Annotated in this window: 24 protein-coding genes, 1 tRNA gene and 1 riboswitch; of the genes, 19 read left to right on the top strand and 6 right to left on the bottom strand. The window is 69.8% G+C overall.

Annotated elements, in window-relative coordinates; all coding sequences use genetic code 11:
- Positions 1-33: 33 nt before the first annotated feature.
- Positions 34-525, top strand: a complete 492-nt coding sequence (locus FZO89_RS16680; protein ID WP_187471233.1) for a hypothetical protein — start codon at positions 34-36, stop codon at positions 523-525.
- A gap of 33 nt (positions 526-558) precedes the next feature.
- Here the strand turns inward: FZO89_RS16680 and aroA are convergent, their stop codons facing one another.
- The 3 genes from aroA to serC all read right to left on the bottom strand — a co-directional run bounded on the left by aroA (position 559) and on the right by serC (position 4364).
- Positions 559-1878: a 3-phosphoshikimate 1-carboxyvinyltransferase gene (gene aroA / locus FZO89_RS16675; RefSeq protein WP_149104550.1), complete on the bottom strand. Its 1320-nt coding sequence runs from the start codon at positions 1876-1878 to the stop codon at positions 559-561.
- A gap of 133 nt (positions 1879-2011) precedes the next feature.
- Complete coding sequence (gene pheA / locus FZO89_RS16670) at positions 2012-3274, bottom strand: prephenate dehydratase (RefSeq protein WP_149104549.1); 1263 nt, start codon at positions 3272-3274, stop codon at positions 2012-2014.
- Complete coding sequence (gene serC / locus FZO89_RS16665; protein WP_149104548.1) at positions 3267-4364, bottom strand: phosphoserine transaminase; 1098 nt, start codon at positions 4362-4364, stop codon at positions 3267-3269. Before serC ends, pheA begins: the two co-directional genes overlap by 8 nt.
- A gap of 123 nt (positions 4365-4487) precedes the next feature.
- Here serC and msrP point away from each other — a divergent pair, with 123 nt between their 5' ends.
- Both msrP and msrQ read left to right on the top strand, forming a co-directional pair.
- Entirely contained in the window at positions 4488-5456 is a 969-nt protein-coding gene (gene msrP, locus FZO89_RS16660; RefSeq protein ID WP_149104547.1) for a protein-methionine-sulfoxide reductase catalytic subunit MsrP, read from the top strand.
- 119 nt (positions 5457-5575) lie between these two features.
- Positions 5576-6211: a protein-methionine-sulfoxide reductase heme-binding subunit MsrQ gene (gene msrQ / locus FZO89_RS16655; RefSeq protein WP_149104546.1), complete on the top strand. Its 636-nt coding sequence runs from the start codon at positions 5576-5578 to the stop codon at positions 6209-6211.
- Here the strand turns inward: msrQ and FZO89_RS16650 are convergent.
- Positions 6203-7012 (bottom strand): FHA domain-containing protein, encoded by an 810-nt coding sequence (locus FZO89_RS16650; RefSeq protein WP_149104545.1) that lies wholly within the window; start codon positions 7010-7012, stop codon positions 6203-6205. The genes msrQ and FZO89_RS16650 overlap by 9 nt on opposite strands.
- Before the next feature lie 105 nt (positions 7013-7117).
- Here FZO89_RS16650 and FZO89_RS16645 point away from each other — a divergent pair, with 105 nt between their 5' ends.
- Positions 7118-7390, top strand: a complete 273-nt coding sequence (locus FZO89_RS16645; protein WP_149104544.1) for a polyhydroxyalkanoic acid system family protein — start codon at positions 7118-7120, stop codon at positions 7388-7390.
- Positions 7391-7426: 36 nt separating this feature from the next.
- Here FZO89_RS16645 and FZO89_RS16640 read toward each other — a convergent pair whose 3' ends face one another.
- The gene (locus FZO89_RS16640; RefSeq protein ID WP_149104543.1) at positions 7427-8143 is read right to left on the bottom strand and encodes a DUF8198 family protein; all 717 of its coding nucleotides are present in this window, start codon (positions 8141-8143) and stop codon (positions 7427-7429) included.
- A gap of 86 nt (positions 8144-8229) precedes the next feature.
- On the opposite strand from FZO89_RS16640, the gene FZO89_RS16635 reads away from it, so the two are divergent.
- The 3 genes from FZO89_RS16635 to FZO89_RS16625 all read left to right on the top strand — a co-directional run bounded on the left by FZO89_RS16635 (position 8230) and on the right by FZO89_RS16625 (position 11462).
- Positions 8230-9516 (top strand): patatin-like phospholipase family protein, encoded by a 1287-nt coding sequence (locus FZO89_RS16635; RefSeq protein ID WP_149104542.1) that lies wholly within the window; start codon positions 8230-8232, stop codon positions 9514-9516.
- A gap of 58 nt (positions 9517-9574) precedes the next feature.
- Positions 9575-10168 (top strand): phasin family protein, encoded by a 594-nt coding sequence (locus FZO89_RS16630; RefSeq protein WP_149104541.1) that lies wholly within the window; start codon positions 9575-9577, stop codon positions 10166-10168.
- A 271-nt stretch (positions 10169-10439) separates the two neighbouring features.
- The gene (locus FZO89_RS16625; RefSeq protein WP_149104540.1) at positions 10440-11462 is read left to right on the top strand and encodes a restriction endonuclease; all 1023 of its coding nucleotides are present in this window, start codon (positions 10440-10442) and stop codon (positions 11460-11462) included.
- A 39-nt stretch (positions 11463-11501) separates the two neighbouring features.
- Here the strand turns inward: FZO89_RS16625 and FZO89_RS16620 are convergent, their stop codons facing one another.
- On the bottom strand, positions 11502-13490 hold the full coding sequence (locus FZO89_RS16620) for an SDR family oxidoreductase (RefSeq protein ID WP_149104539.1): 1989 nt from the start codon (positions 13488-13490) through the stop codon (positions 11502-11504).
- Positions 13491-13637: 147 nt separating this feature from the next.
- Between FZO89_RS16620 and FZO89_RS16615 the strand changes: the two genes are divergently transcribed.
- The 12 genes from FZO89_RS16615 (at position 13638) to FZO89_RS16560 (ending at position 22638) form a co-directional block, all read left to right on the top strand.
- Positions 13638-13895, top strand: a complete 258-nt coding sequence (locus FZO89_RS16615) for an acyl-CoA-binding protein (protein ID WP_149104538.1) — start codon at positions 13638-13640, stop codon at positions 13893-13895.
- Between the two features lie 16 nt (positions 13896-13911).
- On the top strand, positions 13912-14538 hold the full coding sequence (locus FZO89_RS16610) for a TetR/AcrR family transcriptional regulator (RefSeq protein ID WP_149104537.1): 627 nt from the start codon (positions 13912-13914) through the stop codon (positions 14536-14538).
- Positions 14539-14553: 15 nt separating this feature from the next.
- Positions 14554-15405: a tetratricopeptide repeat protein gene (locus tag FZO89_RS16605; RefSeq protein WP_149104536.1), complete on the top strand. Its 852-nt coding sequence runs from the start codon at positions 14554-14556 to the stop codon at positions 15403-15405.
- A 168-nt stretch (positions 15406-15573) separates the two neighbouring features.
- Positions 15574-15648: transfer RNA gene (locus tag FZO89_RS16600), tRNA-Val, on the top strand.
- A gap of 58 nt (positions 15649-15706) precedes the next feature.
- Positions 15707-16624: a hypothetical protein gene (locus tag FZO89_RS16595; RefSeq protein WP_149104535.1), complete on the top strand. Its 918-nt coding sequence runs from the start codon at positions 15707-15709 to the stop codon at positions 16622-16624.
- A 276-nt stretch (positions 16625-16900) separates the two neighbouring features.
- Positions 16901-17043: riboswitch (yybP-ykoY riboswitch) on the top strand.
- A 39-nt stretch (positions 17044-17082) separates the two neighbouring features.
- Positions 17083-17652, top strand: a complete 570-nt coding sequence (locus FZO89_RS16590; RefSeq protein WP_149104534.1) for a manganese efflux pump MntP — start codon at positions 17083-17085, stop codon at positions 17650-17652.
- A gap of 207 nt (positions 17653-17859) precedes the next feature.
- A complete protein-coding gene (locus FZO89_RS16585; RefSeq protein ID WP_149104533.1) occupies positions 17860-18183 on the top strand; it encodes a hypothetical protein in 324 nt (107 codons plus the stop codon).
- A 53-nt stretch (positions 18184-18236) separates the two neighbouring features.
- Positions 18237-19271, top strand: coding sequence for a sigma-54 interaction domain-containing protein (locus tag FZO89_RS16580; RefSeq protein ID WP_149104532.1), 1035 nt, complete (start codon positions 18237-18239; stop codon positions 19269-19271).
- A 288-nt stretch (positions 19272-19559) separates the two neighbouring features.
- On the top strand, positions 19560-19850 hold the full coding sequence (locus FZO89_RS16575) for a hypothetical protein (protein WP_149104531.1): 291 nt from the start codon (positions 19560-19562) through the stop codon (positions 19848-19850).
- Positions 19851-19893: 43 nt separating this feature from the next.
- Positions 19894-21411 carry a phage tail sheath family protein gene (locus FZO89_RS16570; protein WP_149104530.1) on the top strand — a complete coding sequence of 506 codons (1518 nt, stop codon included), beginning with the start codon at positions 19894-19896 and terminating at the stop codon, positions 21409-21411.
- Positions 21412-21421: 10 nt separating this feature from the next.
- Positions 21422-21946: a phage tail protein gene (locus FZO89_RS16565; RefSeq protein WP_149104529.1), complete on the top strand. Its 525-nt coding sequence runs from the start codon at positions 21422-21424 to the stop codon at positions 21944-21946.
- Positions 21946-22638, top strand: a complete 693-nt coding sequence (locus tag FZO89_RS16560; RefSeq protein WP_149104528.1) for a hypothetical protein — start codon at positions 21946-21948, stop codon at positions 22636-22638. The genes FZO89_RS16565 and FZO89_RS16560 overlap by 1 nt, the downstream gene beginning before the upstream one ends.

Below are 22638 nucleotides of genomic sequence, written 5' to 3'. Positions count from 1 at the left end.
ATCCTCGTCCACGATTCCCGCAGGACGAGACTCATGCTGGTCGCCAGCGATACCCGGAGTGCACGTCGTACCACGTCCCCTGCGCGCCAGTTCGAACCGCGGGGATCTTGCCCCACCGCAGCGGGGAATACTTCGCTGCTTCGAGTGGGTCGCCTCTCCTCCGCGCGCCAGGTCGATCTCGCGAGCCAGGCGCTATGCAAGATGCAGCGCTTGCGGCAACAGCGCCTGGAAGCCTTCCTGGTCGATGCGGCAGGCCTGGAATCCTGCGCCGCGTCGATGCGCATGTGCCGCCAGGTGACGGTGGCCTCGTTCTCGCCACTGCTGCACCGCCACCTGCGCGCGGGGCGACTGTTCGTACCGACCTCGAACGAGGCATCCGCTGACCTGGCCTTGTATGCGCTGGCAAGTGGCGTGCCCCTCGAAGCGCTGAGCCTTGACCGCGTCGAAATGCCCGACGCGGGGCAGGCGACGCTCGCACCGGCCCCCGGCGACCTGTTCCTTTCGGTGGCCGACGCCTGCCATTGAGGCGGCTCGCCGGGCTCCACCTCGGCCCTGCGCTCAGGCGTCGCGCAAGCCGAAGCCCGCGCGCGTGGCCAGGGTGTCGAATCCGGGAAACGAGGTGGCGACATTGGCGATGTCGCCGATCCGCACTTCACCATCGGCCAGTTGCGCCGCGATCGCGAAGGCCATCGCGATGCGGTGATCGCCATGGCTCTCGACCACGCCGCCGCGCAACTGCCCGCTTCCGTGGATGGTCGCGCCATCCGGCGTTTCGTCCACCTCCGCGCCGAGGCTGCGCAGGCCGGTCGCCATGGTCGCGATCCGGTCGGATTCCTTGACCCGCAGCTCGGCCGCGCCACGCACCAGTGTTGCACCCTGGGCGTGGACCGCGGCGACGAACAGGGCCGGGAATTCGTCGATCATGTCGGCCACGTGTTCCACCGGCACCTCGATCCCGCGCAGCGGTGCATGGCGCACCACGAGGTCGCTGACCGGTTCTCCGCCCTGCTCGCCCGCAGGCGTTTCGCGGATGTCGGCGCCCATCAGCCGCAGCACGTGGAGCAGTCCGGTGCGGCGCGGATTCATGCCGACCCGGCGCAGCACCAGCTCCGAGCCGGGCACCAGCGTCGCGGCGACGATGAAGAACGCGGCGGAGGAGAAATCCGCCGGCACCACGATGTCGCGCGCGACCAGGCGATGGCCGCCCTCGAGTCGTGCGAACCCGGGCGAGAACTCGACAGGCCAGCCCAGCGCCTGCAGCATGCGCTCGGTGTAGTCCCGGGTCGGGTGCGGCTCGCGCACGGTCGTCGTGCCGGACGCGTACAGGCCGGCCAGCAGCAACGCGGACTTCACCTGCGCGCTCGCGACCTCGGTTTCGATGTCGATGCCCTGCAGCGCGGCACCGCCATGGATGTGCAACGGCGGTACGCCGCCGTCGCCGGTGTCGATGCGCGCGCCCATCCGCGCCAGCGGCACGGTGACGCGACGCATCGGCCGCTTCGACAGCGAGGCATCGCCGACGAGCGTGGTGTCGAACGACTGGCCCGCCAGCAGGCCCGCCAGCAGGCGCATGCCGGTACCGGCGTTGCCGCAGTCGAGTGGTGCCGCGGGCGCGCGCAGGCCGTCGATGCCGACGCCGTGGACGATGCGGCTGCCCGCTTCCGGCGCGTCGATGCGCACGCCCATGCTGCGGAAGATCGCCTCGGTCGCTCGTGCGTCCTCGCCCTCGAGGAATCCCCCGATGCGCGAGACGCCGTCGGCCAGCGAGGCCAGCATGATCGCGCGGTGCGAGACCGACTTGTCGCCCGGCACCACGAATTCGCCGCGCAGCGGCGTGCCTTTCGATGCGATCCAGTCCCTGGCCGTGACGCTGCTCATGGCGTGTTCCCGGGTGCAGACGCATTCGACGGCGGAATCGACAGCGTCGCGTTGCGACCTCCGGCAGTTGCGACCTGCACGCGGGCGCCACCGGCTCGCCCCACGCGCCGGGGCCGGGGAGAACCGAGCCCGCTCACGGCACCGCGACCGGATACGAGCCGAGCACGTGCACGTCGCCGGCGAAATCGTCGATCTCGGCGAGGGCGTCCTTCAGCGGCGATTCGTCGACATGGCCCTCGACATCGATGAAGAACGCGTACTGCCACAGCGCGCCGTGCGCGGGCCGCGATTCGATCCGGTTCATGCTGATCGCGCGCCGCGCCAGCGGTTCCAGGATCTTGTAGAGCGCGCCCGGCTGGTCGCGGATCGACACCATCAGCGAGGTCCGGTCGTTCCCCGAAGGCGGGAACGACGCGCGACCGACCACCAGGAAACGCGTGGTGTTGTCGGTGCGGTCCTCGATCGGGCCGGCCACGACCTTCATGCCGTAGACGTGGGCGGCGTTCTCGCCGGCGATGGCCGCCGCGTCGTCGGACTTCTTCGCCCGCCGCACCGCCTCGGCGTTGCTCGACACCGCTTCCCTGTGCACGTCGGGCAGGTTCTGCCGCAGCCAGTTCTTGCACTGCGCCAGCGACATGCCGTGCGAATACACGCGTTCGACGTCCTCCAGGTGGCCGGTGCGCGAAAGCAGGTACTGGTGCACCCGCAGCTCGACCTCGCCGCAGATCTTCAGCGGCGAGGTCAGGAACATGTCGAGCGTGGACTGGATCGTGCCCTGGCCGGAGTTCTCCACCGGCACCACGCCGAAATCGGCGTTGCCGGCCGCGACCTCGTCGAACACCTCCTCGATGCTCACCAGCGGCAGCCCGCGCGCGGAATGGCCGAAGTGCTTGTGCACGGCCTGCTGCGAGAACGTGCCCTCGGGGCCGAGGTAGCCGATCTTCAGCGGTTCCTGCTGCGCCAGGCAGGCCGACATGATCTCGCGGAACAGCCGCACCAGCACTTCGTCCGACAGCGGTCCGTCGTTGCGGTCGACGACGCGACGCAGCACCTGCGCCTCGCGCTCGGGCCGGTAGTAGTCGATCGCCGCGGCCAGCTGGCCCTTGGCCTTGCCCACCTGGTGCGCCCACAGCGCGCGCTCGGCGATCAGCGACTGGATCTCGCGGTCGATGCCATCGATCTGGGCGCGCACGGCCGCCAGGTCGGGCCTGGCCTGCTTGGCGAACTCGACGCGGCTGCGCGCGGAGGCCGCGGCGCCGGCCACGGACGCCGCAACCGCCTTCTGCGGTGAAGCGGACTTCGCCGCCGCGCGGCGCTTCGCGGGAGCCTTCGCGGTTGTCGAGGCCCTGGCGACCTTGCGGGTCTTCGCGGACTTGCCGGGGATGCGCTTAGCCATGGTGCCTGCGGAACTCCTGCATGTAGTCGACCAGCGCCTGCACGCCCTCGACCGGCATCGCGTTGTAGATCGAGGCGCGCATGCCGCCGAGCACGCGATGGCCTTTGAGGCCGATCAGCCCCGCCTCGCGCGCGCCCTCGAGAAACGCGGCGTCGAGCGCGGCTTCGGCGAGGAAGAACGGCACGTTCATGCGCGAGCGCACAGAGGGATCGACCTCGTTGCGGTAGAACCCGCCGGAGCCGTCGATCGCTTCGTACAGCAGCTTCGACTTGAGCGCGCTGCGGCGGTCGAACTCGGCGGTGCCGCCCTGTTCGATCATCCAGCGCACGGTCTGGCCCAGCAGGTACCAGTTCCAGGTCGGCGGGGTGTTGAGCATCGACTCGTTCGCCAGCTGCGAGCGGTAGTCGAAGATGTCGGCGCGGGGCTGGCCGGCGCGCTCGAGCAGGTCGCGGCGCACGATCACCACGCTGATGCCGACCGGGCCGAGGTTCTTCTGCGCGCCGGCGTAGATCAGCCCGTACTTCGACACGTCGACCGGTTCGGACGCGATGCTGGAGCTGAAGTCGGCGAACAGCGGCACGTCGCCGGTGTCGGGCGGCACCCGGCCCCAGCCGGGCCGAAACTCGACCCCGTGGATGGTCTCGTTGGCCGTGATGTGTACGTAGGCGGCCTCCTTCGACAGCCGCCACGTCTCGCGCGCGGGAATCGTGCGGAAGCCGTCCGAATCGCCGCTGGCGGCGATGTTGACGTCGACCGACACCAGTTGCTTCAACGCGGTCTTGCCCCAGTGGCCGCTCACCACGTAGTCGACCCGCTGCCCGGCGCCGGCGAAGTTGAGCGCGATCAGCGCCTGCTGCGTGGTCGCGCCGCCGGCGGGGAACAGCACCGCGTAGTCGTCGGGGATCGCGAGCAGCGTGCGCAGGTCGGCTTCGGCCTGGCGCGCCACCTGCAGGAACTCCGGGCCGCGATGGCTCATCTCGACGATCGAAGCCCCGGCATCGCCCCATTCGAGCATGTCCGCCTGCGCCTGGCGCAGGACCGCTTCGGGCAGTGCGGCGGGACCGGGGCTGAAGTTGTATGCGCGCGCCATCGGACTTCACGGGCCGGTTGGAGGAAGCGCATTAGTATGCCGCAGCGCACCAAGCGAATGCCGTGGGCGTGCAACTTTTTGGCCCCCGCATGCTCCAAGATGCAGTTCCGGAGGAAACCTTCCATGTCCCTGCGCAGCGTGCTCGCCATTCCCGCCTCGGCGGTTACCGATGAAACGGTGTACCGCGCGCGACGACGCCTGCTCGGGGCGTTCGCCGGCGCATCGCTGTTGCCCCTTGCAGGTTGTGCCGAGGCCGAACCGCCGCCTCCCTCGAATGCAGTGGTCACCCCGGCGCAGGCGAAATCCGGCTTCCGTACCGACGAGCCGCTCACCCGCTACGAGGACGTCACCAGCTACAACAACTTCTACGAGTTCGGCACCGACAAGGCCGATCCGTCGAAGGCGGCGAAGACGCTCAGGACCTCGCCCTGGAACGTCGCCGTCTCCGGCGAATGCGCCAGGCCCGGCACCGTCGCCCTCGACGATCTGCTCAAGGGCATGACCCCGGAGGAGCGCATCTACCGCCTGCGCTGCGTCGAAGGCTGGTCGATGGTGATCCCCTGGCTGGGCGTGCCGCTGGCGGAAGTGCTGAAACGGTTCGAACCGACCTCCAAGGCGAAGTACGTCGCCTTCACCACCCTCGCCGATCCGGTGCAGATGCCGGGCGTGCGCTTCCGCTCGATCGACTGGCCCTACCGCGAGGGCCTGCGCATCGACGAGGCCATGCATCCGCTCACCTTCCTCGCCACCGGCCTGTACGGCAAGCCGCTGCCGCAGCAGAACGGCGCGCCGCTGCGGCTTGTGGTGCCCTGGAAGTACGGCTTCAAGAGCATCAAGTCGATCGTCGAGATCCGCTTCACCGAGAAGATGCCCCGCACCGCGTGGAACCGGCTGCAGCCCGAGGAATACGGCTTCTACAGCAACGTCAATCCGGACGTCGACCATCCGCGCTGGAGCCAGGGCAGCGAGCGCCGCATCGCCGGCACCGGCAACCGCCTGTTCGCCGACCGCATTCCCACGCGCCTGTTCAACGGCTACGGCGACCAGGTGGCCTCGCTCTACGCGGGCATGGACCTCAAGCGCTGGTACTGACCGTCCGTGACGACGCCCCTGCCGCGACGCGGCTCGTCGCATGAAGCTCCGCAGCCCGGCGCCACCGCTGCTCGCTCCGTGCGCCTGAATCCCCGCATCCGCATGCGAACCCGCCCGCCATGACGCCCCGCGCCCTCACTGCCGCCAAGGTCGCCGTCCACGCCCTGGCGCTCACGCCGCTGTCCCTGCTGGGCTGGCGCTTCTGGCAGGTCTTCAGCGAAGCCGATATCGATGCGCTCGGCGCCGATCCCGTCGCCGCGATCGAACACGAGCTCGGGCTGTGGGCGCTGCGTTTCCTGCTGATCACCCTGGCGATCACGCCATTGCGGCAACTGACCGGGCAGCCGTGGCTGCTGCAGTTCCGGCGCATGCTGGGCCTGTACGCGTTCGCCTACGCCAGCCTGCACCTGGCCGCCTACCTCGGGCTCGACCTGCGCGGCTACTGGGCGCAGCTGTTCGAGGAGATCGTCAAGCGCCCCTACATCACCGTCGGCTTCGCCGCCTGGCTGCTGCTGGTGCCGCTGGCGGTGACCTCCACCCGCGGCTGGATGCGCCGGCTCGGACGCAACTGGGGGCGCCTGCACCGGCTGGTGTACGCGATCGCCGTGCTGGCGGTGCTGCACTTCTGGTGGATCGTCAAGTCCGACTACCGCGAGCCGTTGCTGTACGCCACGATCCTGGCGCTGCTGCTGGGCTGGCGGTTGTGGAAACGGCTGGCGAAGCGGCCTCCGCGCGCGACCTCAGCCTCAGCCTGAGCCGAACAGCAGCAGCGCCGCCAGCAGCAGGGCGATGCCGACCGCGGCGAGCAGCAGCCACGGCAGGCGCGAAACGTGGCCACTGCGTCCGGGTGCCGGTGCCGGCAGCGCGGCCGGCGCGGAGTCGTCCGGCACCGCCTCGACATCCGCCTCCGCCGGCCGCCGCCGCGGCGCCTCGACCACGAAGCGGTGGTGGCCGTCGAAGACGATCTGGTCGCCCGCCTCGAGCAGCGCGTCGCGCACCGCCTCGCCGTTGACCAGGCTGCCCTCGGCCGAGCCCAGGTCGCGCAGCACCACCTGGTCGCCGACCAGCTCCAGGCGCGCATGGCGATCGGCGAACGCCGGATCGTCGATGCGGATATCGGCCTCGGGATGGCGTCCCACCAGCCTGGGCTGCTCCAGGGTGAAGCAGCGACCGTGGAAGCGCCCGCCCACGCCGCGCAGCACCACGCGCAGGTTCGGCGCGTCCGCTGCAGGCGCCGCCGTCTCGATCGCGGGCGGCAGCTTCACCGGCTGCGGGGAGACCAGGCGCAGTTCGGTGCCGTCGACGTAGATCGCGTCGCCGACCCGCAGCATCGCCATGCGCCGCACCTCGCGCCCGTTCACGTGGACGCCGGGCGCGCCCTCGTCGACATTCAGCCACACGCCGCGACGATCCACGCACAGGCGCACCGGCTCGCCGGCGCCCCCCTCGACCAGTTCGAGCGCACCGCCTGCGCGCCGGCCCAGGCCGTGCACGCCGATCGCCAGCAGCCGGTCTTCCCGGCCCTGGTCGGCGAATCGCAGTCTGACGGACTCCATGGCGCGGCAATCTAGCATGTGCGGGCAGCGTCGCCGCCGGGTTTGGTGAACGCCGCGGTCCCGTCGCAGAATGGCGCACCACTCCACGCGCAGGCGCCACGCATCATGTCCGCGATCGACATCCGCCACACCCACACCCTGCCCGCGGGCAAGGCCCGCAAGGCCGTCGAGCAGGTGGCGAAGACACTGTCCGAACGGTTCGACGTGGATTACCGCTGGGACGGCGACACCCTGCGCTTCACCCGTTCCGGGGTGGACGGCCGGATCGCGCTGGAACCCGAGCAGTTGCACGTCACCGCCACGCTCGGCTTCCTGCTGTCGGCCATGAAGGGGCCGATCGAGGCCGAGATCCGGCGAGTGCTGAGCGAGAAGTTCTAGCCGCGTGGCCGTTCGCGCCGCCGGCGCGCGTCCGCCTCAGTCGTCGAACCTGAACGGATCGTCCTCGGCAGCGAACAGCCGCCGCGACGCCAGCGCCTCGTCCCGCTCGATCTCGGCGACGAAGGCGTCCGCATCGTCGAGCGATTCGAACGCGGCGAAGCCGCGCTCCAGGAAGCCCTGCAATTCGCTCAGCCCGGCCAGCTTCGCCGGCCCGCGCGAGAACGCCAGCAGCGTCGCCACCCCGGACATCTGCAGCGCGCTGCCGAAGCCGCGCCCGACCCGGCCGATCAGCGCGATCTGGCGCGCGCGCAGCTTCGCCTGCCCCACCTCGCGATAGGCCTCGCCATACAGCGCGGCGTCGAGCCGGCGCCGCCGCGGCGCGAGGTCCTGCAGCGCTTCGGCCATCGCCAGGTCGAGCTCCTGCGTCAGCGCGCCCAGCTCGATCGCGTCGGCGATCGTGCCCAGCAGCTTCTTCGGCAGCAGCCGCCGCATCATCGGGATCACCCGTGCGATGTCGGCGTCGCGGCGGGTGAAGTCGCGGTCGGCGTAGACGTCGTCGAGGAAGAACTCCGCCGCCGGCGCCCGCTGCGGGTCGTGCATGAAATGGCGGAAGCTGCGCTGCAGCCGTTCGGCCTGCCAGCGACGCAGCTCGGGCAGCCAGCGCAGGGCGTTGCGCGGCTCGCGGCGGGGATCGTGCAGGGCCTGGTGGCGCGCCAGCTCGCGACCGAGCCGATCCGAATCTTCCGACGTCATGCCCACATCCTGCGGGCGTCGCGCGTTTCGAGCAAGCCGTCGGATCGCGTCCGCTACACTCCGGCCACACCCAGTGGCCGTCGCCCATGCTCTCCCTCCACCCGGCGCGCAAACGTAGCAAGCACCCCGCCCGCCGGACGCCGCGGATCGGCCTGGCGATCGCCGGCGGCGGCCCGATCGGCGCGATGTACGAACTCGGCGCGCTGCGGGCGATCGACGAGGCCATCGAGGGCCTGGACCTGACCCGGCTGGACTGCTACGTCGGCGTCAGCAGCGGCGCGTTCCTCGCCGCGGGCCTGGCCAACCGCATCGGCACCGAGGAAATGTGCCGCGGCTTCATCACCGGTACCAGCGACGACATCGGTTTCCGCCCCGAGACCTTCCTGCGGCCCAACACCGGCGAATACCTGCGGCGCATGGCGCGGCTGCCGGCGCTGTCGCTGGCCTGGGGGCGGCGCCTGGCGGCGCATCCGGCGCGGGCGCTGCGCTGGTCCGAACTGATGGCGCGCTTCGGCGGGTTGCTGCCGACCGGCATGTTCGACAACCGCGCGCTCGAGCGCTTCCTGCACGACGTGCTGTCGCGGCGCGGGCGCAGCAACGATTTCCGCAATCTCGACACCGACCTGTTCGTGGTCGCCGTCGACCTCGACACCGGCGAGGCGGTGCGTTTCGGCGAACCGGGCTGGGACGACGTGCCGATCTCGAAGGCGGTCCAGGCCAGCGGCGCACTGCCCGGCCTGTATCCGCCGGTGGAGATCAACGGCCGGCATTTCCTCGACGGCGCGCTGCGCCGGACCATGCACGCCTCGACCGTGCTCGAGCGCGGCATCGACCTGATGATCGGGATCAACCCGCTGGTGCCGTTCGATGCGTCGCGCGCGCCACGCCGTTCGGGCGAGGCCGAGCCCCTCGGCCTGGCCGAGGGCGGGCTGCCCGCGGTGCTGTCGCAGACCCTGCGCACGCTGCTGCAGTCGCGCATGCAGATCGGCATGGAGAAATACCCGCAGCAATACCCGGAGGTCGATCAGCTGGTGTTCGAACCCAACGCCGGCGACAGCGAACTGTTCTCCATCAACCTGTTCAGTTTTTCCGCGCGCCAGCGCGTGTGCGAGCTCGCCTACCGCAATACCCGCGCCGACCTGCGCGCACGCGCCGCCGAACTGCGCCCGGTGCTGGCCGCGCACGGGCTGCGGCTGCGGGAAGAGCTGCTGGCCGATCCGCAGCGGAGCATCCTCGATTCGCTGCAGCCACCGCCGCCGCGCAGCACCGAGACCACCGCGCGCCTGCGCCGCGCGCTCGACGATGCCGAACGCCTGCTGGCGCCTGCGCCGTCGCCGCGTCGTCGCACGCGCTCGACGCGCCGCGTGGTGTGATTGCTCTAGCGTGCGCCGCCACGCTCCCACCCGACACCCGTCGCCCATCGGAGGGCACATGGCGAAGTTCAAGAAGACCTCGAAGAAGTCCGGCACCGGCGGCAAGGCCGATGCCCAGGCGCAGGCCGAGCGCCTGTCGAAATCGCTGAGCGAATCGGCGCAGCAGATCTGGCTCGCCGGCGTGGGCGCGTTCGGGCGCGCGCAGGCCGAGGGCACCAAGCTGTTCGAAGGCCTGGTCAAGGAAGGCGTGACCCTGGAGAACACCGCCCGCAGGTTCGCCGGCCACCGCGCCGAGGAAGTGCGCGATGCGGTCGGCAGTCGCGTCGGCCAGGCGCGCGAGCGCGCCGCCGATACCTGGGACCGGCTGGAGAAGGTGTTCGAGGGGCGCGTGCAGAAGGCGCTGGTGAGCCTCGGCGTCCCCGGGCGCGACGACCTGCGCGACCTCGCCAGCCGCGTCGACACCCTGACCGCGGAACTGCGCCGGCAGCGAGGCGGCAGCGCCCGCAAGGCGGCGTCCGTTCGCAAGGCGGCGCCCGCCCGCAAGACGCCGGCCAGGCGCGCCGGCCCTGCCCGCGCCACGACGGCGGCGAAGCCGGCAGGCAAGGCGGCGAAGAAGGCCCCGCGCAAGGCCGCGAAGAAGACCCCGGCCTGATCCAGCCGACCTGATCGAGCCGGCGGCGGCGGCGCCCCGTCGCCGCCCCCACTCGACCGGATCGATCGGGCAAGGCCCGTCCGCAGCTTCCGCTTGCGGGTCGACGGCGCCGGATGGCGATGGCAGTCCGGTCGCACCGCCCCGCACCCGGCGCGCGGCCTGGCGAACCCGGCCAGCACCGGCGCGGCGCCCGTCCGGAAGCCGCGCCCCGGCCACCGTACGTTGAGCTCGATTCCGGTATGCTTTGCGCCCCTCGCAACCCGGGCGAACGATGTCCAACTGGCTGATCGCGATCGGCGTGACACTGCTGATCGGCGGCGTCGCGACGTTCTACTTCCGCGCCGTGCAGATGCGGCGCGACGAGACGCGCGCCGGCATCACCGCGCTGTCCGGCGTGTCCTGGCGCAGCTTCATCCACATGGTGCTCGACGCCCTGTCCCGCCGCGGATTCAGCCGCCTGGTCGACAGCGACAACGCCGCCGACGACACCGACTACGTGCTGGCGCGCAACGGCGAGCACTGGCTACTCTCGTGCAAGCACGGCAGCGCGTTCGTGCTGGGGCGGCTGACGGTCAACGAACTGGCCCGCGCGATCGAACTCAAGGGCGCCGCCGGCGGGTTCCTGCTCACCCAGGGCCGGATCACCGACGACGCGCGCCCGGTCGCGGCGCTGCAGCGCATCGAACTGCTCGACGGCCCCGCGCTGTGGCCGCAGCTGCGCGATTTCCTGCCGGCCGAACAACTGGCCGGCATCCGCGCCAAGGCCGCGACGCTCGCCCGCCAGCGGGTGCTCTCCTCGTGGCTGTTCGCGCTGCTCGCCGGCGTGGCGATCTGGCTCGCGTTGCCGGCCCCGCCGGCACCGGCGCCCGCGCCATCGCCATCGCCGTCGCAGGCGCCCGCGGCCGTGGCGCCACCGGAAGCCGCGCCGGCGGCGCCTTCCGCGCCTGCACCTTCCGCCGCGGCGGGTGCTGGCGTCGAGCCGGCGGCTTCCGCGACCACGCAGGAGACAACCGCCGCCGCGCCCGCGGCCGCGCCCCCCGACGCCCCGGCCAGCATCGAACAGCAGCGCGCCGACGTGGCGGCCGCGGTTTCCACCCTGCCCGACGTCGACCGCGCCATCTGGTCCACCGAATCGACCCTGCAGGTCATGCTCTCGTCGATCGACGGCGATGCCTTCACCCGCATCTGCCCGCTGATGGAACGCTACGAGGACCTCGCGTCGTCGCGCATCCAGCTCACCCCACCGCCCGGCAGCACCGCGAGCGTGCGCTTCCGGCAGTGCCGCTCGTACTGAACCCGACGCCGGCCGCAACAAGGCCGGCCCCGCGGCGCGCTACCAGTGCACGCCGCGCATCATCGCCGCGAACGCGATCTGCTCCTGGCTCGGCGTCTCGTCCTTGAGCGCGGCGCGGTCGCCCCTGGCCGCGGCCGAATCCGGGAACAGCTCGAACGCGGTGCTCATCACCACCTCGTAGGCCTTGGGCGCGACCGCGTTGAGCAATGCCGAGAAGATCCCCAGGCGCGTGGCGATCCGGGTCGGGCGTTCGATGATCCCCTTCACCACCAGGTCCGCGGCCTCTTCCGGGGTCAGCGTCGGCACACTGTCGTACATCTTGGTTGGCGCGATCATCGGCGTCTTCACCAGCGGCATGTTGATCGTGGTGAAGCTGATGCCCTTGCCCGACAGCTCGCCCTGCGCGCAGCGGCTGAACGCATCCAGCGCCGCCTTCGAGGCCACGTAGGCCGAGAACCGCGGCGAACTGGCCAGCACGCCGATCGAGCTGATGTTGATGATGTGGCCCTTGCGCCGCTTCGTCATCACCGGCATGAAGCCCATGATCAGGCGCAGGCTGCCGAAGTAGTTGAGCTGCATGGTGCGTTCGAAATCGTGGAAGCGGTCGTAGCTGAGCTCGATCGAGCGCCGGATCGAACGCCCGGCGTTGTTCACCAGCACGTCGACGTGGCCGTGCTCTTCCAGGATCTTCGCCACCAGCCGGTCGCAGTCGGCCATGTCGGCCAGGTCCGCGGTGTAGGCGAACACCTTGCCTCCGGCGGCCTTCATTTCGTCGCGCGCCTTGAACAGTTCCTCCTCGCCGCGCGCGACGATCACCGTCACCGCACCGGCCTCGGCCACGCGCTTCGCGGTGGACAGCCCGATCCCCGACGAGCCGCCGGTGATCACCACCACCTTGTTGCGCACCTTGCCCTTGAGCGTGCGGTCGATGAACAGGTCCGGGTCGAGGTGGCGCTCCCAGTAGTCCCACAACCGCCACGCGTACGATTCCAGCGGCGGCACCGAGATGCCGCTGCCCTTGAGCGCGCGCTCGGTCTCGCGACTGTCGAAACGGGTGGGATAGGTGACGAATTTCAGCACCTGCTTCGGAATGCGGAAGTCGCGCAGCAGCATGCCGACGAAACGCTTCACCGGCGGCAGGTTGCCGACCGCGCCCCGGATCGCCGAGGGCACGAAGGCGAACATGCGCGCGTCGATGCGCATGGTCATCTCCGGCGCGTGGCCGGCGCGGCAGAAGGCGTTGAGCACCTCGCCCACGCGCAGCGGCTCGGGATCGGTGAGGTGGAAGGTATGGCCGTCGAGCCGCGGCTTGTGCGCGATGTGGTCCATCGCATCGGCCACGAAATCCACCGGCACGATGTTGATGCGCCCGCCCTCGATGCCCAGCACCGGCATCCACGGCGGCAGCATCTGCCGCAGCTTCTTGATCAGGGTGAAGAAGTAGTACGGCCCGTCGATCTTGTCGATCTCGCCGGTCTGCGAGTGGCCCACCACCATCGCCGGCCGGTACACGCGCCACTTCAGCCGCGTCTCGTTGCGCACCAGGCGCTCGGCCTCGTGCTTGGTGCGCAGGTAGGGATCGTCGAGCCCTTCGGCCTCGTCGAACATGTCCTCGCGGAAGATGCCCGGATACAGTCCCGCCACCGCGATCGAGCTCGCATGGTGGAAGCACCCGGCCTCGAGCGCGGCGGCCAGGTCGAGCGCGTACTGCGTGCCCTCGATGTTCGCCGCCCGCTGCGCCTCCGCGCCCGCGGTCAGGTCGTAGATCGCGGCGAGGTGGAAGAAGTGCTTCACCTTGCCCTTGAGCGCGCGCACCTGCGCGGCGGAGAGGCCGCAGTTGGCCGCGGTCATGTCGCCCGCCACCGGCAGCACCCGCTTGCGGTCCCAGCCCATCCGCTTCGCGATCGCCTCGAACTTCTTCTGCGAGCCCTCGCGCACCAGCACGTGGATCGTGCCCTTGCGCCTGAGCAGGTTGCCCACGAGGTAGCGGCCGATGAAGCCGGTGGCGCCGGTGACGAAATAGCCCATGTCGTTCGCTCCGTGTCGATCGTCGGCGCGTTCGGCGCCCTCCCGCGCGCTACGGTGCCAGAGCGCGCCCGGCGCCACAATCCGCGGCGTATTGACCGCTCCCGGGGCGCGTGGTGTCATGGCACCGGACTATCGGGGAGGGGCGAGATGGCCAAGGCCACGCTGACGTTCGAACAGGCCGCGCAGGACGTGCAGACCCTGGCCGAACGCCCCGACAACGAGACCCTCCTGCGCCTCTACGCCCTCTACAAGCAGGGTTCGGAAGGCGATGTCAGCGGCGAGAAACCCGGTTTCTTCGACTTCGTCGGCACCGCCAAGTACGAGGCCTGGAGCAGGCTCAAGGGCACCCCGCGCGATGTTGCACAGCAGCAGTACATCGAGCTGGTCGCCAAGCTCAAGGGCTGAGCGCACGCCGACCACGATGGCCCGCGATACGCGCCAGCGCATCCTCGATTGCGCGCTCGCCATGTTCAACGCGCAGGGCGAGCCCACCGTCACCACCAACCACATCGCCGACGAGCTGGAGATCAGCCCCGGCAACCTGTACTACCACTTCCGCAACAAGGACGACATCATCGAGCACCTGTTCGCGCGCTACGAGGCGCGCATGGACGAGGTGCTCACCCCGCCCGACGGCCGCCTGCCCGGCCTGGAGGACATCTGGCTGCAGCTGCACCTGGTGTTCGAGTGCATCTGGGACTACCGCTTCCTCTACCGCGACCTGCTCGAGATCCTCAGCCGCAACCGGCGCCTGCGCATCCGCTTCGCACGCATCCTCAAGCGCGCCGACGACCGCGCCCACGCGGTGATGCGCGGGCTCTCGCAGGCCGACGTGATCCGCGCCGCGCCGGCCGAGATCGACGCCGCCGCCACCAACCTGCTGGTGCTGGCCACGTTCTGGCTCAACTACGCCGCGATCCGCGGCGACCGCGACGAGCAGAAGGCGATCCGCGACGGCATCGTGCAGGTGATGATGCTGATCGCCCCGTTCCTGCGTGACGCCGAGCGCGTGCACCTCAACCAGCTGATCCGCGCCTACACCGACTGATCCCCCGGAGCCGACATGGCCAAGACCGCCTGGAACGCGTTTCCCCTCGATGCCAAGCCCTACGCCCACGCCGGCGACGCGCTGAAGAAGGCCTGGCCGCGCCTGCACGCCGGCGACCTCGAACCGTTCCCCGACGGCAAGCGCGCCGCCGCCCTGCTCGAGGCGGCCGGCAAGGCCGCGCCGAAAGGGCTGGATGCCGATGCGCTCGCCGCGCAACTGCAGGACGCCTGGCGCGCCTTCCACCGCGGCGACTTCAAGGCCGCCTTCGACGCCGGCGAGGCCCTGGGCCCGGTCGGCGCATCGGTCGCGGTCAAGGCCATCGGCATCCACGCCACCTACCTCGTCGACGACGAGGCCGGCAAGCTCAAGCGCTTCGAACAGGCCGCGAAACTGGCCGAAGCCGCGCTCAAAGCCCTGCCCGACGAGGCCAACAGCCACTACCGCCTCGCCTTCGCCCTGGGCCGCTACAGCCAGGGCCTGAGCATCGCCAAGGCGCTCAAGCAGGGCATCGCCGGCAAGGTCCGCGAGGCGCTCGACACCGCGCTGGAACTCGCCCCGAAACACGCCGAGGCGCACACCGCCCTGGCCCTGTACCACGCCGAGATCATCGGCAAGATCGGCGCCATGATCGGCGGCCTCACCTACGGCGCCAAGGCGGCCGACGCCGAGGCCCATATCAAGACCGCGCTCAAGCTCACCCCGGCCTCGCCCATCGCCCACATCGAATACGGCAACGTGCTGATGCTCCTGCACGGCGACCGCAAGGAGGACGAGGCGGCGGCGGCGTACGAGAAGGCCGCCGCGCTCAAGCCGGCCGATGCCATGGAAGCGCTGGATGCGACCTGGGCGCGGGAGCAGCTGGAGTAGCGTCGGGCCCCGGGCGCCCTCGCCGACCACTGCGGCCGTACAGCCACCCAGGGCGGCCGGGCTTGCCGCCCCCACGCTCCGCAACGTAGAATTCGCGTCCCGTTTCCGCCCCTGCGCACCCGCGCCGCGGAAGCGCCACGCGCCCGGGCAACCCGGATCCGCGAATCCGGGCGGTTAGCTCAGCGGTAGAGCATTGCCTTCACACGGCAAGGGTCGCAGGTTCGAACCCTGCACCGCCCACCAATTGCATCAATGACCACCTTGCTCACACAGAACGCGGGGCGCGGATGGTGAACTCTTGATGAATGCGCATACAAGCAGGTTCGTGATGCTGGCCGTCGCAGCTGTGATTGCTGTAGCGCTAACGCTGTTTGGGCGGCGGTCCGACCCCGAAGATGCGATACAGGGTCTAGACCAGACATCCGCGCAGGTCTCCGCAGAAGCTGGTTCGGTTGGCGCAGCACCGACAATGGCTCCCGTAGACTTGTCCTCTGTCCCAGTTCCGCCGTCGGTTGCTACTGCATCGGATGCCATTGAGCGCTACCGTCGACTGCAGGATTGCGTCACGTTCAGACGCTTTGATGCCATTCTTCGGCAAAACGCTAGCAATCCGTCATATCCGCTCAACAATCCGGAAAAGATGCGCGCGATGCCGCCAGGTGAGCGCAAGATGCTTGAAGACCGTGTGTTACTGGTTGAATCGCAGAAGGATGCCTGCCGTGATTGGGCCAAACAGACTTCAGAGCTAGATGCAGGCCGCTTAATCTACGCCAGCGCACTGGACGCCGCGCGCGCGGGTGATGTCCAAGCGGGGGTGTGCTATGCCATGGGGATCTGGCCAATGGCGCCTGGCGGAGAGGGCCCCCGGGCTGCTCGGTTGTATGCCCAATCTCGCCGGAACTTGATTCTTAAAGGCCTCAATGCTGGAAATTGGTCGGCAGTGATTGCTGCGAACAACATGATTCGGGCCGAGCACAGGCCGCAGACGCTGGTGCGTTTTTCTAACGAGGAAGGGTATGTATTCGCACGTCTGTTGCAAATGGGTATGCCAGACAAAGCGCTGTCTGAATCTTATGGGTACGATGCCGCGGGCTTTGCAAAGCAGTTGAATCCCAATCAGCTGCGCGTGGCAAACGATCGCGCAGAGAATTTATTCTTGACTACCTTTGGTGGTCGAGTGATGAGTGATGCGGAACGCTATGAAAATTGCGGAAACTGAGAGGTTCGCCCCTTTTTCTTCCTCGGAACGAGAATGCGAGAAACAGGAAGTCACAGCATTAAACGCAGAGGAGATGGATTCCATTTTTCAGGAACGGCAGAAACGGTGTAAGGTTCACTTCGCCTTGCGCATCGAAGCGACGTTGCCGTGACCCGTCCATCCATGCAGCGGAGTTCTGGTTTGTCATTGTGAGCGGTCGTCATTGTTGGCCGAACTACACGTCGCGAAGGCCAGCCCGCTACTCCAGTACAATTGCCCCACGGCCAGCACCCTCGGCCGTCCCGTTCCTTGGGGAGTAGCCTGCTTCCGGTTCTGCGGAAGCGCATCCGTCAACATGCTTGGCCTGAACCGGCCGTGGCGGATGCACCTGTCGGTTGGCGAGACCAGCGAGCCAGGCACGCCACTTCGGTGGGGCGCGCGCCCGGCTTGTTGCGTCCCAGCCCCGCCGCGGTACGGCGATGCATCCCCTCTCGATCCTCCTGCTGGGCCTGGCCATGTCGGCCGACGCGTTCGCCGCTGCCGTCGGCAAGGGCGCGGCGATGGCACGGCCACGCTGGCGCGATGCGCTGCGCACCGGCCTGATCTTCGGGATCGTGGAGGCGATCACGCCGATCGTCGGCTGGGCGCTGGGCTCGGCCGCCTCGCGCATGGTCGAGGCGTGGGACCACTGGATCGCGTTCGGGCTGCTGTCGGCGCTCGGGCTGCACATGATCTGGAAGGCCTTCCACGCGGGGTCGGCCGACGATCCGTCCGGCACGCGCGGCGGTCTCTGGACCATTGCGCTTGCGGGGCTTGCGACCAGCATCGATGCGCTGGCGATCGGCGTGGGGCTGGCGTTCGTCGACGTCAACATCCTGGTCGTGGCTGCCGCCATCGGGCTTTGCACGTTCGGCATGGTGACGGCAGGCGTGATGGCCGGGCGCGTGCTGGGCAGGCTGATCGGCAAGCGTGCGGAGATCGCGGGCGGCGTGATCCTGATCCTGGTGGGTGCGTTGATCGTGTACGAGCACGTGTTCGTGGCGCAGTGATTCCGCGGAAGTTGGGGTAGAGCGCCGGCGTTGCGACGTGGAGGGGAGCTGCCGCGCGGATCGTCGGTTCACGGCTTGCGCGGTGTCCGCACCTGCGTCGCTTCGCCGGGCCCTCATCCGGCGCTTCGCGCCACCTTCTCCCGGAGGGAGAAGGGTGCGGGTAGCGAGGTGCTTGTGGCACCCGGGTGCTCTCGCTCCGAGCTCGGCGTGGGCGATCCGGCAGGCGATCGGGCTGTCGATCCGTCCGCTGCGGAATTCGCGCAGTGCGTCACGGATTGGATCTTCAGCAAGCCGATTCCTGCCATGCAGGCCGAGCGCGATGTCCGCTACCGTCGACCCTTGCCGTTGTCTGCTCTGAACACGGATCGTGTTCGCCTGCATCCGCGAGGGTCGGGCGGCATGATCCGGGGCCGGCATCCGGTCATGCGTTCTCCGCGCTGGTTGCGGATCACGCAGTCGCAGGATGCGGCGCCCCGACCAAAACGACTCAGGGGGATTGACCGCGCAGCAAGCGCAGGCCTGCTTGCGTGATCCGTGGACGGCTGCTGGCCGCCGCGGCACGCAACGGGACGTGCGGAGGACGAATGAAGCCGGAGCCTTCCCCCCCGTTCGAGCCCCCCGGCTTCCACCGCGACCGCGCGGCCGACGCCGACCGCCCGCCGCAGGGACTGCTCGGCGCGTCGCCGGCGTTCGAACGCATGGTCGCCGACATCCGCATGCTCGCGCGCACCGATGCGCCGGCGCTGCTGGATGGCGAGACCGGCTCGGGCAAGGAGCTCGCCGCCCGCGCCATCCACTACCTGGGCGAACGCCGCAGCCGGCCGTTCGTGCCGGTGAACTGCGGGGCGATCCCCGAGGCGCTGTTCGAATCCGAACTGTTCGGCCACGTGCGCGGCGCCTTCACCGATGCGCGCGCGCCGCGCACCGGCCTGGTGTGCCATGCCGAGGGCGGCACCCTGTTCCTGGACGAGATCGACACCCTGCCGCCCAAGGGCCAGGTGGTGCTGCTGCGCTTCCTGCAGGACCGCCGCTATCGCGTGCTCGGGCAGTCGCAGGAGACCGTGTCCGACGCCCGCATCCTCGCCGCCAGCAACCGCTGCCTCGAAGACGAGGCGGCCGCCGGCCGCTTCCGCAGCGACCTGCTCTACCGGCTCAACATCCTGCGCCTGCGGGTGCCGCCGCTGCGCGAACGCGGCGACGACGTGCCGCTGCTGTGCCGCCACTTCGCGCGGATCTACGCCGGCCGCTACGGCCTGCCCTGCCCCGAGTTCGCGCCGCAGGCACTGGCGCGGCTGCAGGCGCAGGCCTGGCCGGGGAACGTGCGCGAACTGGAGAACGCGGTGCACCGGATGGTGCTGCAGGGCGTCGCGGAGCAGCCGGAGGCGTATGCCGGCGATCCCGCGCAGCCGCCCACGACGGCACACCACGGACCGGCGAGTTTCCGCGACGCCAAGGCCGAGGCGATCGCGGCGTTCGAGCGCCGCTACCTGTGCAACGTGATGGCGCATACCGGTGGCAACGTCAGCGCCGCGGCGCGACTGGCGCAGACCGACCGCCGTGCGCTGGGACGCCTGCTGAAGAAGCACGGCGTCGACTGCGACCGTTACCGGAACGGCTGAGGCGCAAGGCAGCGCATGGACCGCGCGTACCCGCCACGACACGATGCCTCGCGCAAGGGTGCGATGGTCCTGCCGCACGGGTGGGGTTGCGATGTCCCACCCGCCGCGTGCGCCCGCGATGCGGCAATGCACTGCGTATTCCTGCTTCCGCGTGCCTCGCGCGCCTGCGACTGCATGCGCCCATGCAACGCCACGCCCGCACCGCAACCCGTTGATCCGCAACGGCAGCGCACGCTGGCACGCGGCTTGCGCCCGTACACGCCGGGCACGTCATCGATGGATGGAGCCATGCCGGCCGGCGAACGCGGACGCACACGGGACCTGCAGCGCGCATTGCGCGGCTACCTGTCGCGGCATCCGGGCGCGGCCGACGGCATCGCCGGCATCCGCCTGTGGTGGTTGCCCGCGCACCTGCAGGGCGTGGGCGACCGCGAATTGCGCGGCGCGCTCGACGACCTGGTCGGACGCCACGAGATGCAGCGCACCGCCCTGATCGACGGCAGCGAGCTCTACGCATCGCTCGCGACCGTCGCTCCCGTCCTCCACCGCCACGCACAAGTCCGCCCCACCCACCACTGAACACCCGGCGTTTCCCCGCACCACCGGGTCCAGGAGCAGCTCCATGCCACAAGCCCTCACCTACCCCGGCGTCTACATCGAGGAAGTCTCCAGCGGCGTCCGCACGATCACCGGCGTGGCGACCTCGATCGCGCTGTTCATCGGCTGGGCCGCGCGCGGCCCGGTGGACCGTGCCGTGCGCATCACCTCGTTCGCCGACTACGAACGCCGCTTCGGCGGCCTCGACCAGCGCACCCTGCTCGGCTACTCGGTGCGCCAGTTCTTCGACAACGGCGGCGGCGATGCCTACGTGCTGCGGCTGGCCGCCAGCGGCCTGGAGGACGACGGCGACAATGCCGACAGCGCCAGCGACAGCGCCGTGGGCCTGACGGTCTTCGCCAGCTCGCCCGGCGAATGGGCCAACGACGTCCGCGTGCGGGTGACCCGCCGGGTCGGCGTGGACGCCGCCGATCCGGTCGGCCAGCGATTCAAGCTGGAGGTGATCGACCATCCCACCGAGGACGCGGTGGTGGAGGTGTTCGAGAACCTGTCGATGGACCCGACCGACCCGCGCTTCGCCGATGACGCGGTCAACGGACGTTCGCTGTTCATCACCGTCGAGGCCGATGGCGATCCACCCGCGGACGGCGCGATCCTCGAGCTCGACGGCGGCGCCGACGGCGTGGCCTGGACCGCCGACGACGCCGATTTCCGCACCGCGCTGCTCGCCAGCTTCGGACTCGGCACACCTACCGACCGCATCGACCTGTTCAACCTGGTGTGCGTGCCGGGACTGACCGATGCGGCGACCATCCAGACCCTCCAGGGTCGCTGCCGCGAACGCCGCGCGTTCCTGATCGTCGATGCTCCCGAAGGTGAAACGGTCGGGAACATGATGACCGACGGTCTGGACGGCCTCACCGGCGCGGACGCCAACTACTCGGCGCTGTACTACCCCTGGGTGCGCGCGCCCGACCCGCTCAAGCAGGGCGCGCCGCGCGCGTTCCCGCCCTGCGGCTTCGTCGCCGGCGTGTATGCACGTACCGATGCCAGCCGCGGCGTGTGGAAGGCGCCCGCGGGAATCGACGCCGGCATCAACGGCGCCGCCGCGCTGGAAGTGGCGATGAGCGACGCCGAGAACGGCCAGCTCAATCCGCAAGGCATCAACTGCCTGCGCGCGCTGCCGGTGTACGGCTCGGTGGTCTGGGGTGCGCGCACCCTGCACGGCCACAACGACCGCGCCTCGGAATGGAAGTACGTGCCGGTGCGACGCATGGCGCTGTTCCTTGAGGAGAGCCTGTACCGCGGCACGCAGTGGGTGGTGTTCGAGCCCAACGACGAACCGCTGTGGGCGCAGATCCGCCTGAACATCGGCGCGTTCCTGCAGAACCTGTTCCGCCAGGGCGCGTTCCAGGGACGCACGCCGCGCGAGGCCTACTTCGTCAAGTGCGACCGCGAGACCACGACCCAGACCGACATCAACATGGGCATCGTCAACATCCACGTCGGCTTCGCGCCGCTGAAGCCGGCCGAGTTCGTGGTCATCCGGGTGCAGCAGATCGCCGGCGACATCCCAGTCTGAGGAGCGGACCATGGCACAGTTTTCCGTCAACCCCACGCGCTTCGATCCCTACAAGAACTTCAAGTTCCGGCTGAAGTGGGACGGGCGCTACGTCGCCGGCATCAGCAAGTGCTCCGCGCTCAAGCGCAGCACGGAAGTTGTGGAGCACCGCGAGGGCGGCGACCCGAGCACTTCGCGCAAGTCGCCGGGGCGCAGCAAGTACGAACCGCTCACGCTCGAGCGCGGCGTGACCCACGATCCCGAGTTCGAGAAGTGGGCCAACAAGATCTGGAACTACGGCTCCGGCCTCGGCGCCGAAGTCTCGCTGCGCGACTTCCGCAAGGACCTGATCCTCGAGGTCTACAACGAGGCCGGCCAGCTGGTGCTGGCCTACCGCATCTATCGCTGCTGGGTGTCGGAGTACCAGGCGCTGCCGGACCTGGACGCGAACGCCAACGCGGTGGCGATCCAGACCCTGAAGCTCGAAAACGAGGGCTGGGAGCGCGACTACGACGTCGCCGAGCCGTCCGAACCGGCCTTCAGCGAGCCGGCCTGATGGCGCACGACGCGCAACTGCTGGCGCTGTGGGAGGCCGCCGTCGGCGCGCGTGGCGCGCCCCGCGACCGGGCGTTGCTCGGCGGGTTGCCACGCTCGTTGGCCGAGCGCAACCGGCTGGCGCTCCAGCGCTATGCGGACCTGTTCGGTACGGATGCCGAACTGATCGGACGCTGCGCGCAATGTGGCACGGCCGTCGAGTTCACCATCGATGCGCGCCACTGCGTCGCGGCGTTGCCCGCCCCCGGGACGCACGCGGCAGACGACGACCCGCAATGGCACACGCTCGACGGGCACGACGACGCCCCGCGCTTCCGCCTGCCGACACCGGAAGACCTGTACGCCCTGGAAGGCGTCGATGAGCCCGAGGCCTTCGCCGACGCCCTGCTTGCGCGCTGCGTGGAGGGCAACCTGCCGGCTGCGGCCGAGACACGTGAGGCGATCGGCGCCCGGATGCAGGCGCTGATGCCCGGCGCGACCCTGGATTTCTCGCTGCAATGCCCGGATTGCCGGCACGCGTGGGAGGCGCCGCTCGATCCGGTGGAGCTGCTGTGGCGCGTGCTGCGCGCCCGGGCCGAGCGGCTGCTGTCGGATGTGGCGCTGATCGCGCAGCGCTTCGGCTGGTGCGAGCGCGACATCCTCGCGCTCGGTCCGGTGCGCCGCGCCGCGTACCTGCAACTGGCGGGAGGTTGA

It is taken from the genome of Luteimonas viscosa, from assembly GCF_008244685.1.
Lineage (GTDB): Bacteria > Pseudomonadota > Gammaproteobacteria > Xanthomonadales > Xanthomonadaceae > Luteimonas > Luteimonas viscosa.
Note: the sequence above shows the minus strand (reverse complement) of the source record. Positions and strands in the feature narration are given on the sequence as shown.

What these genes read in the sequence shown, in the direction of transcription:
- FZO89_RS16590 (WP_149104534.1), top strand. Translation starts at nt 17,083, where the DNA reads ATGCATCCCCTCTCGATCCTCCTGCTGGGCCTGGCCATGTCGGCCGAC.
- FZO89_RS16565 (WP_149104529.1), top strand. Translation starts at nt 21,422, where the DNA reads ATGGCACAGTTTTCCGTCAACCCCACGCGCTTCGATCCCTACAAGAAC.
- FZO89_RS16625 (WP_149104540.1), top strand. Translation starts at nt 10,440, where the DNA reads ATGTCCAACTGGCTGATCGCGATCGGCGTGACACTGCTGATCGGCGGC.
- FZO89_RS16605 (WP_149104536.1), top strand. Translation starts at nt 14,554, where the DNA reads ATGGCCAAGACCGCCTGGAACGCGTTTCCCCTCGATGCCAAGCCCTAC.
- FZO89_RS16570 (WP_149104530.1), top strand. Translation starts at nt 19,894, where the DNA reads ATGCCACAAGCCCTCACCTACCCCGGCGTCTACATCGAGGAAGTCTCC.
- msrQ (WP_149104546.1), top strand. Translation starts at nt 5,576, where the DNA reads ATGACGCCCCGCGCCCTCACTGCCGCCAAGGTCGCCGTCCACGCCCTG.
- serC (WP_149104548.1), bottom strand. Translation starts at nt 4,364, where the DNA reads ATGGCGCGCGCATACAACTTCAGCCCCGGTCCCGCCGCACTGCCCGAA.
- FZO89_RS16580 (WP_149104532.1), top strand. Translation starts at nt 18,237, where the DNA reads ATGAAGCCGGAGCCTTCCCCCCCGTTCGAGCCCCCCGGCTTCCACCGC.
- FZO89_RS16615 (WP_149104538.1), top strand. Translation starts at nt 13,638, where the DNA reads ATGGCCAAGGCCACGCTGACGTTCGAACAGGCCGCGCAGGACGTGCAG.
- pheA (WP_149104549.1), bottom strand. Translation starts at nt 3,274, where the DNA reads ATGGCTAAGCGCATCCCCGGCAAGTCCGCGAAGACCCGCAAGGTCGCC.
- aroA (WP_149104550.1), bottom strand. Translation starts at nt 1,878, where the DNA reads ATGAGCAGCGTCACGGCCAGGGACTGGATCGCATCGAAAGGCACGCCG.
- FZO89_RS16630 (WP_149104541.1), top strand. Translation starts at nt 9,575, where the DNA reads ATGGCGAAGTTCAAGAAGACCTCGAAGAAGTCCGGCACCGGCGGCAAG.
- FZO89_RS16645 (WP_149104544.1), top strand. Translation starts at nt 7,118, where the DNA reads ATGTCCGCGATCGACATCCGCCACACCCACACCCTGCCCGCGGGCAAG.
- FZO89_RS16680 (WP_187471233.1), top strand. Translation starts at nt 34, where the DNA reads ATGCTGGTCGCCAGCGATACCCGGAGTGCACGTCGTACCACGTCCCCT.
- FZO89_RS16560 (WP_149104528.1), top strand. Translation starts at nt 21,946, where the DNA reads ATGGCGCACGACGCGCAACTGCTGGCGCTGTGGGAGGCCGCCGTCGGC.
- FZO89_RS16640 (WP_149104543.1), bottom strand. Translation starts at nt 8,143, where the DNA reads ATGACGTCGGAAGATTCGGATCGGCTCGGTCGCGAGCTGGCGCGCCAC.
- FZO89_RS16650 (WP_149104545.1), bottom strand. Translation starts at nt 7,012, where the DNA reads ATGGAGTCCGTCAGACTGCGATTCGCCGACCAGGGCCGGGAAGACCGG.
- FZO89_RS16595 (WP_149104535.1), top strand. Translation starts at nt 15,707, where the DNA reads ATGAATGCGCATACAAGCAGGTTCGTGATGCTGGCCGTCGCAGCTGTG.
- FZO89_RS16575 (WP_149104531.1), top strand. Translation starts at nt 19,560, where the DNA reads ATGCCGGCCGGCGAACGCGGACGCACACGGGACCTGCAGCGCGCATTG.
- FZO89_RS16620 (WP_149104539.1), bottom strand. Translation starts at nt 13,490, where the DNA reads ATGGGCTATTTCGTCACCGGCGCCACCGGCTTCATCGGCCGCTACCTC.
- FZO89_RS16635 (WP_149104542.1), top strand. Translation starts at nt 8,230, where the DNA reads ATGCTCTCCCTCCACCCGGCGCGCAAACGTAGCAAGCACCCCGCCCGC.
- msrP (WP_149104547.1), top strand. Translation starts at nt 4,488, where the DNA reads ATGTCCCTGCGCAGCGTGCTCGCCATTCCCGCCTCGGCGGTTACCGAT.
- FZO89_RS16610 (WP_149104537.1), top strand. Translation starts at nt 13,912, where the DNA reads ATGGCCCGCGATACGCGCCAGCGCATCCTCGATTGCGCGCTCGCCATG.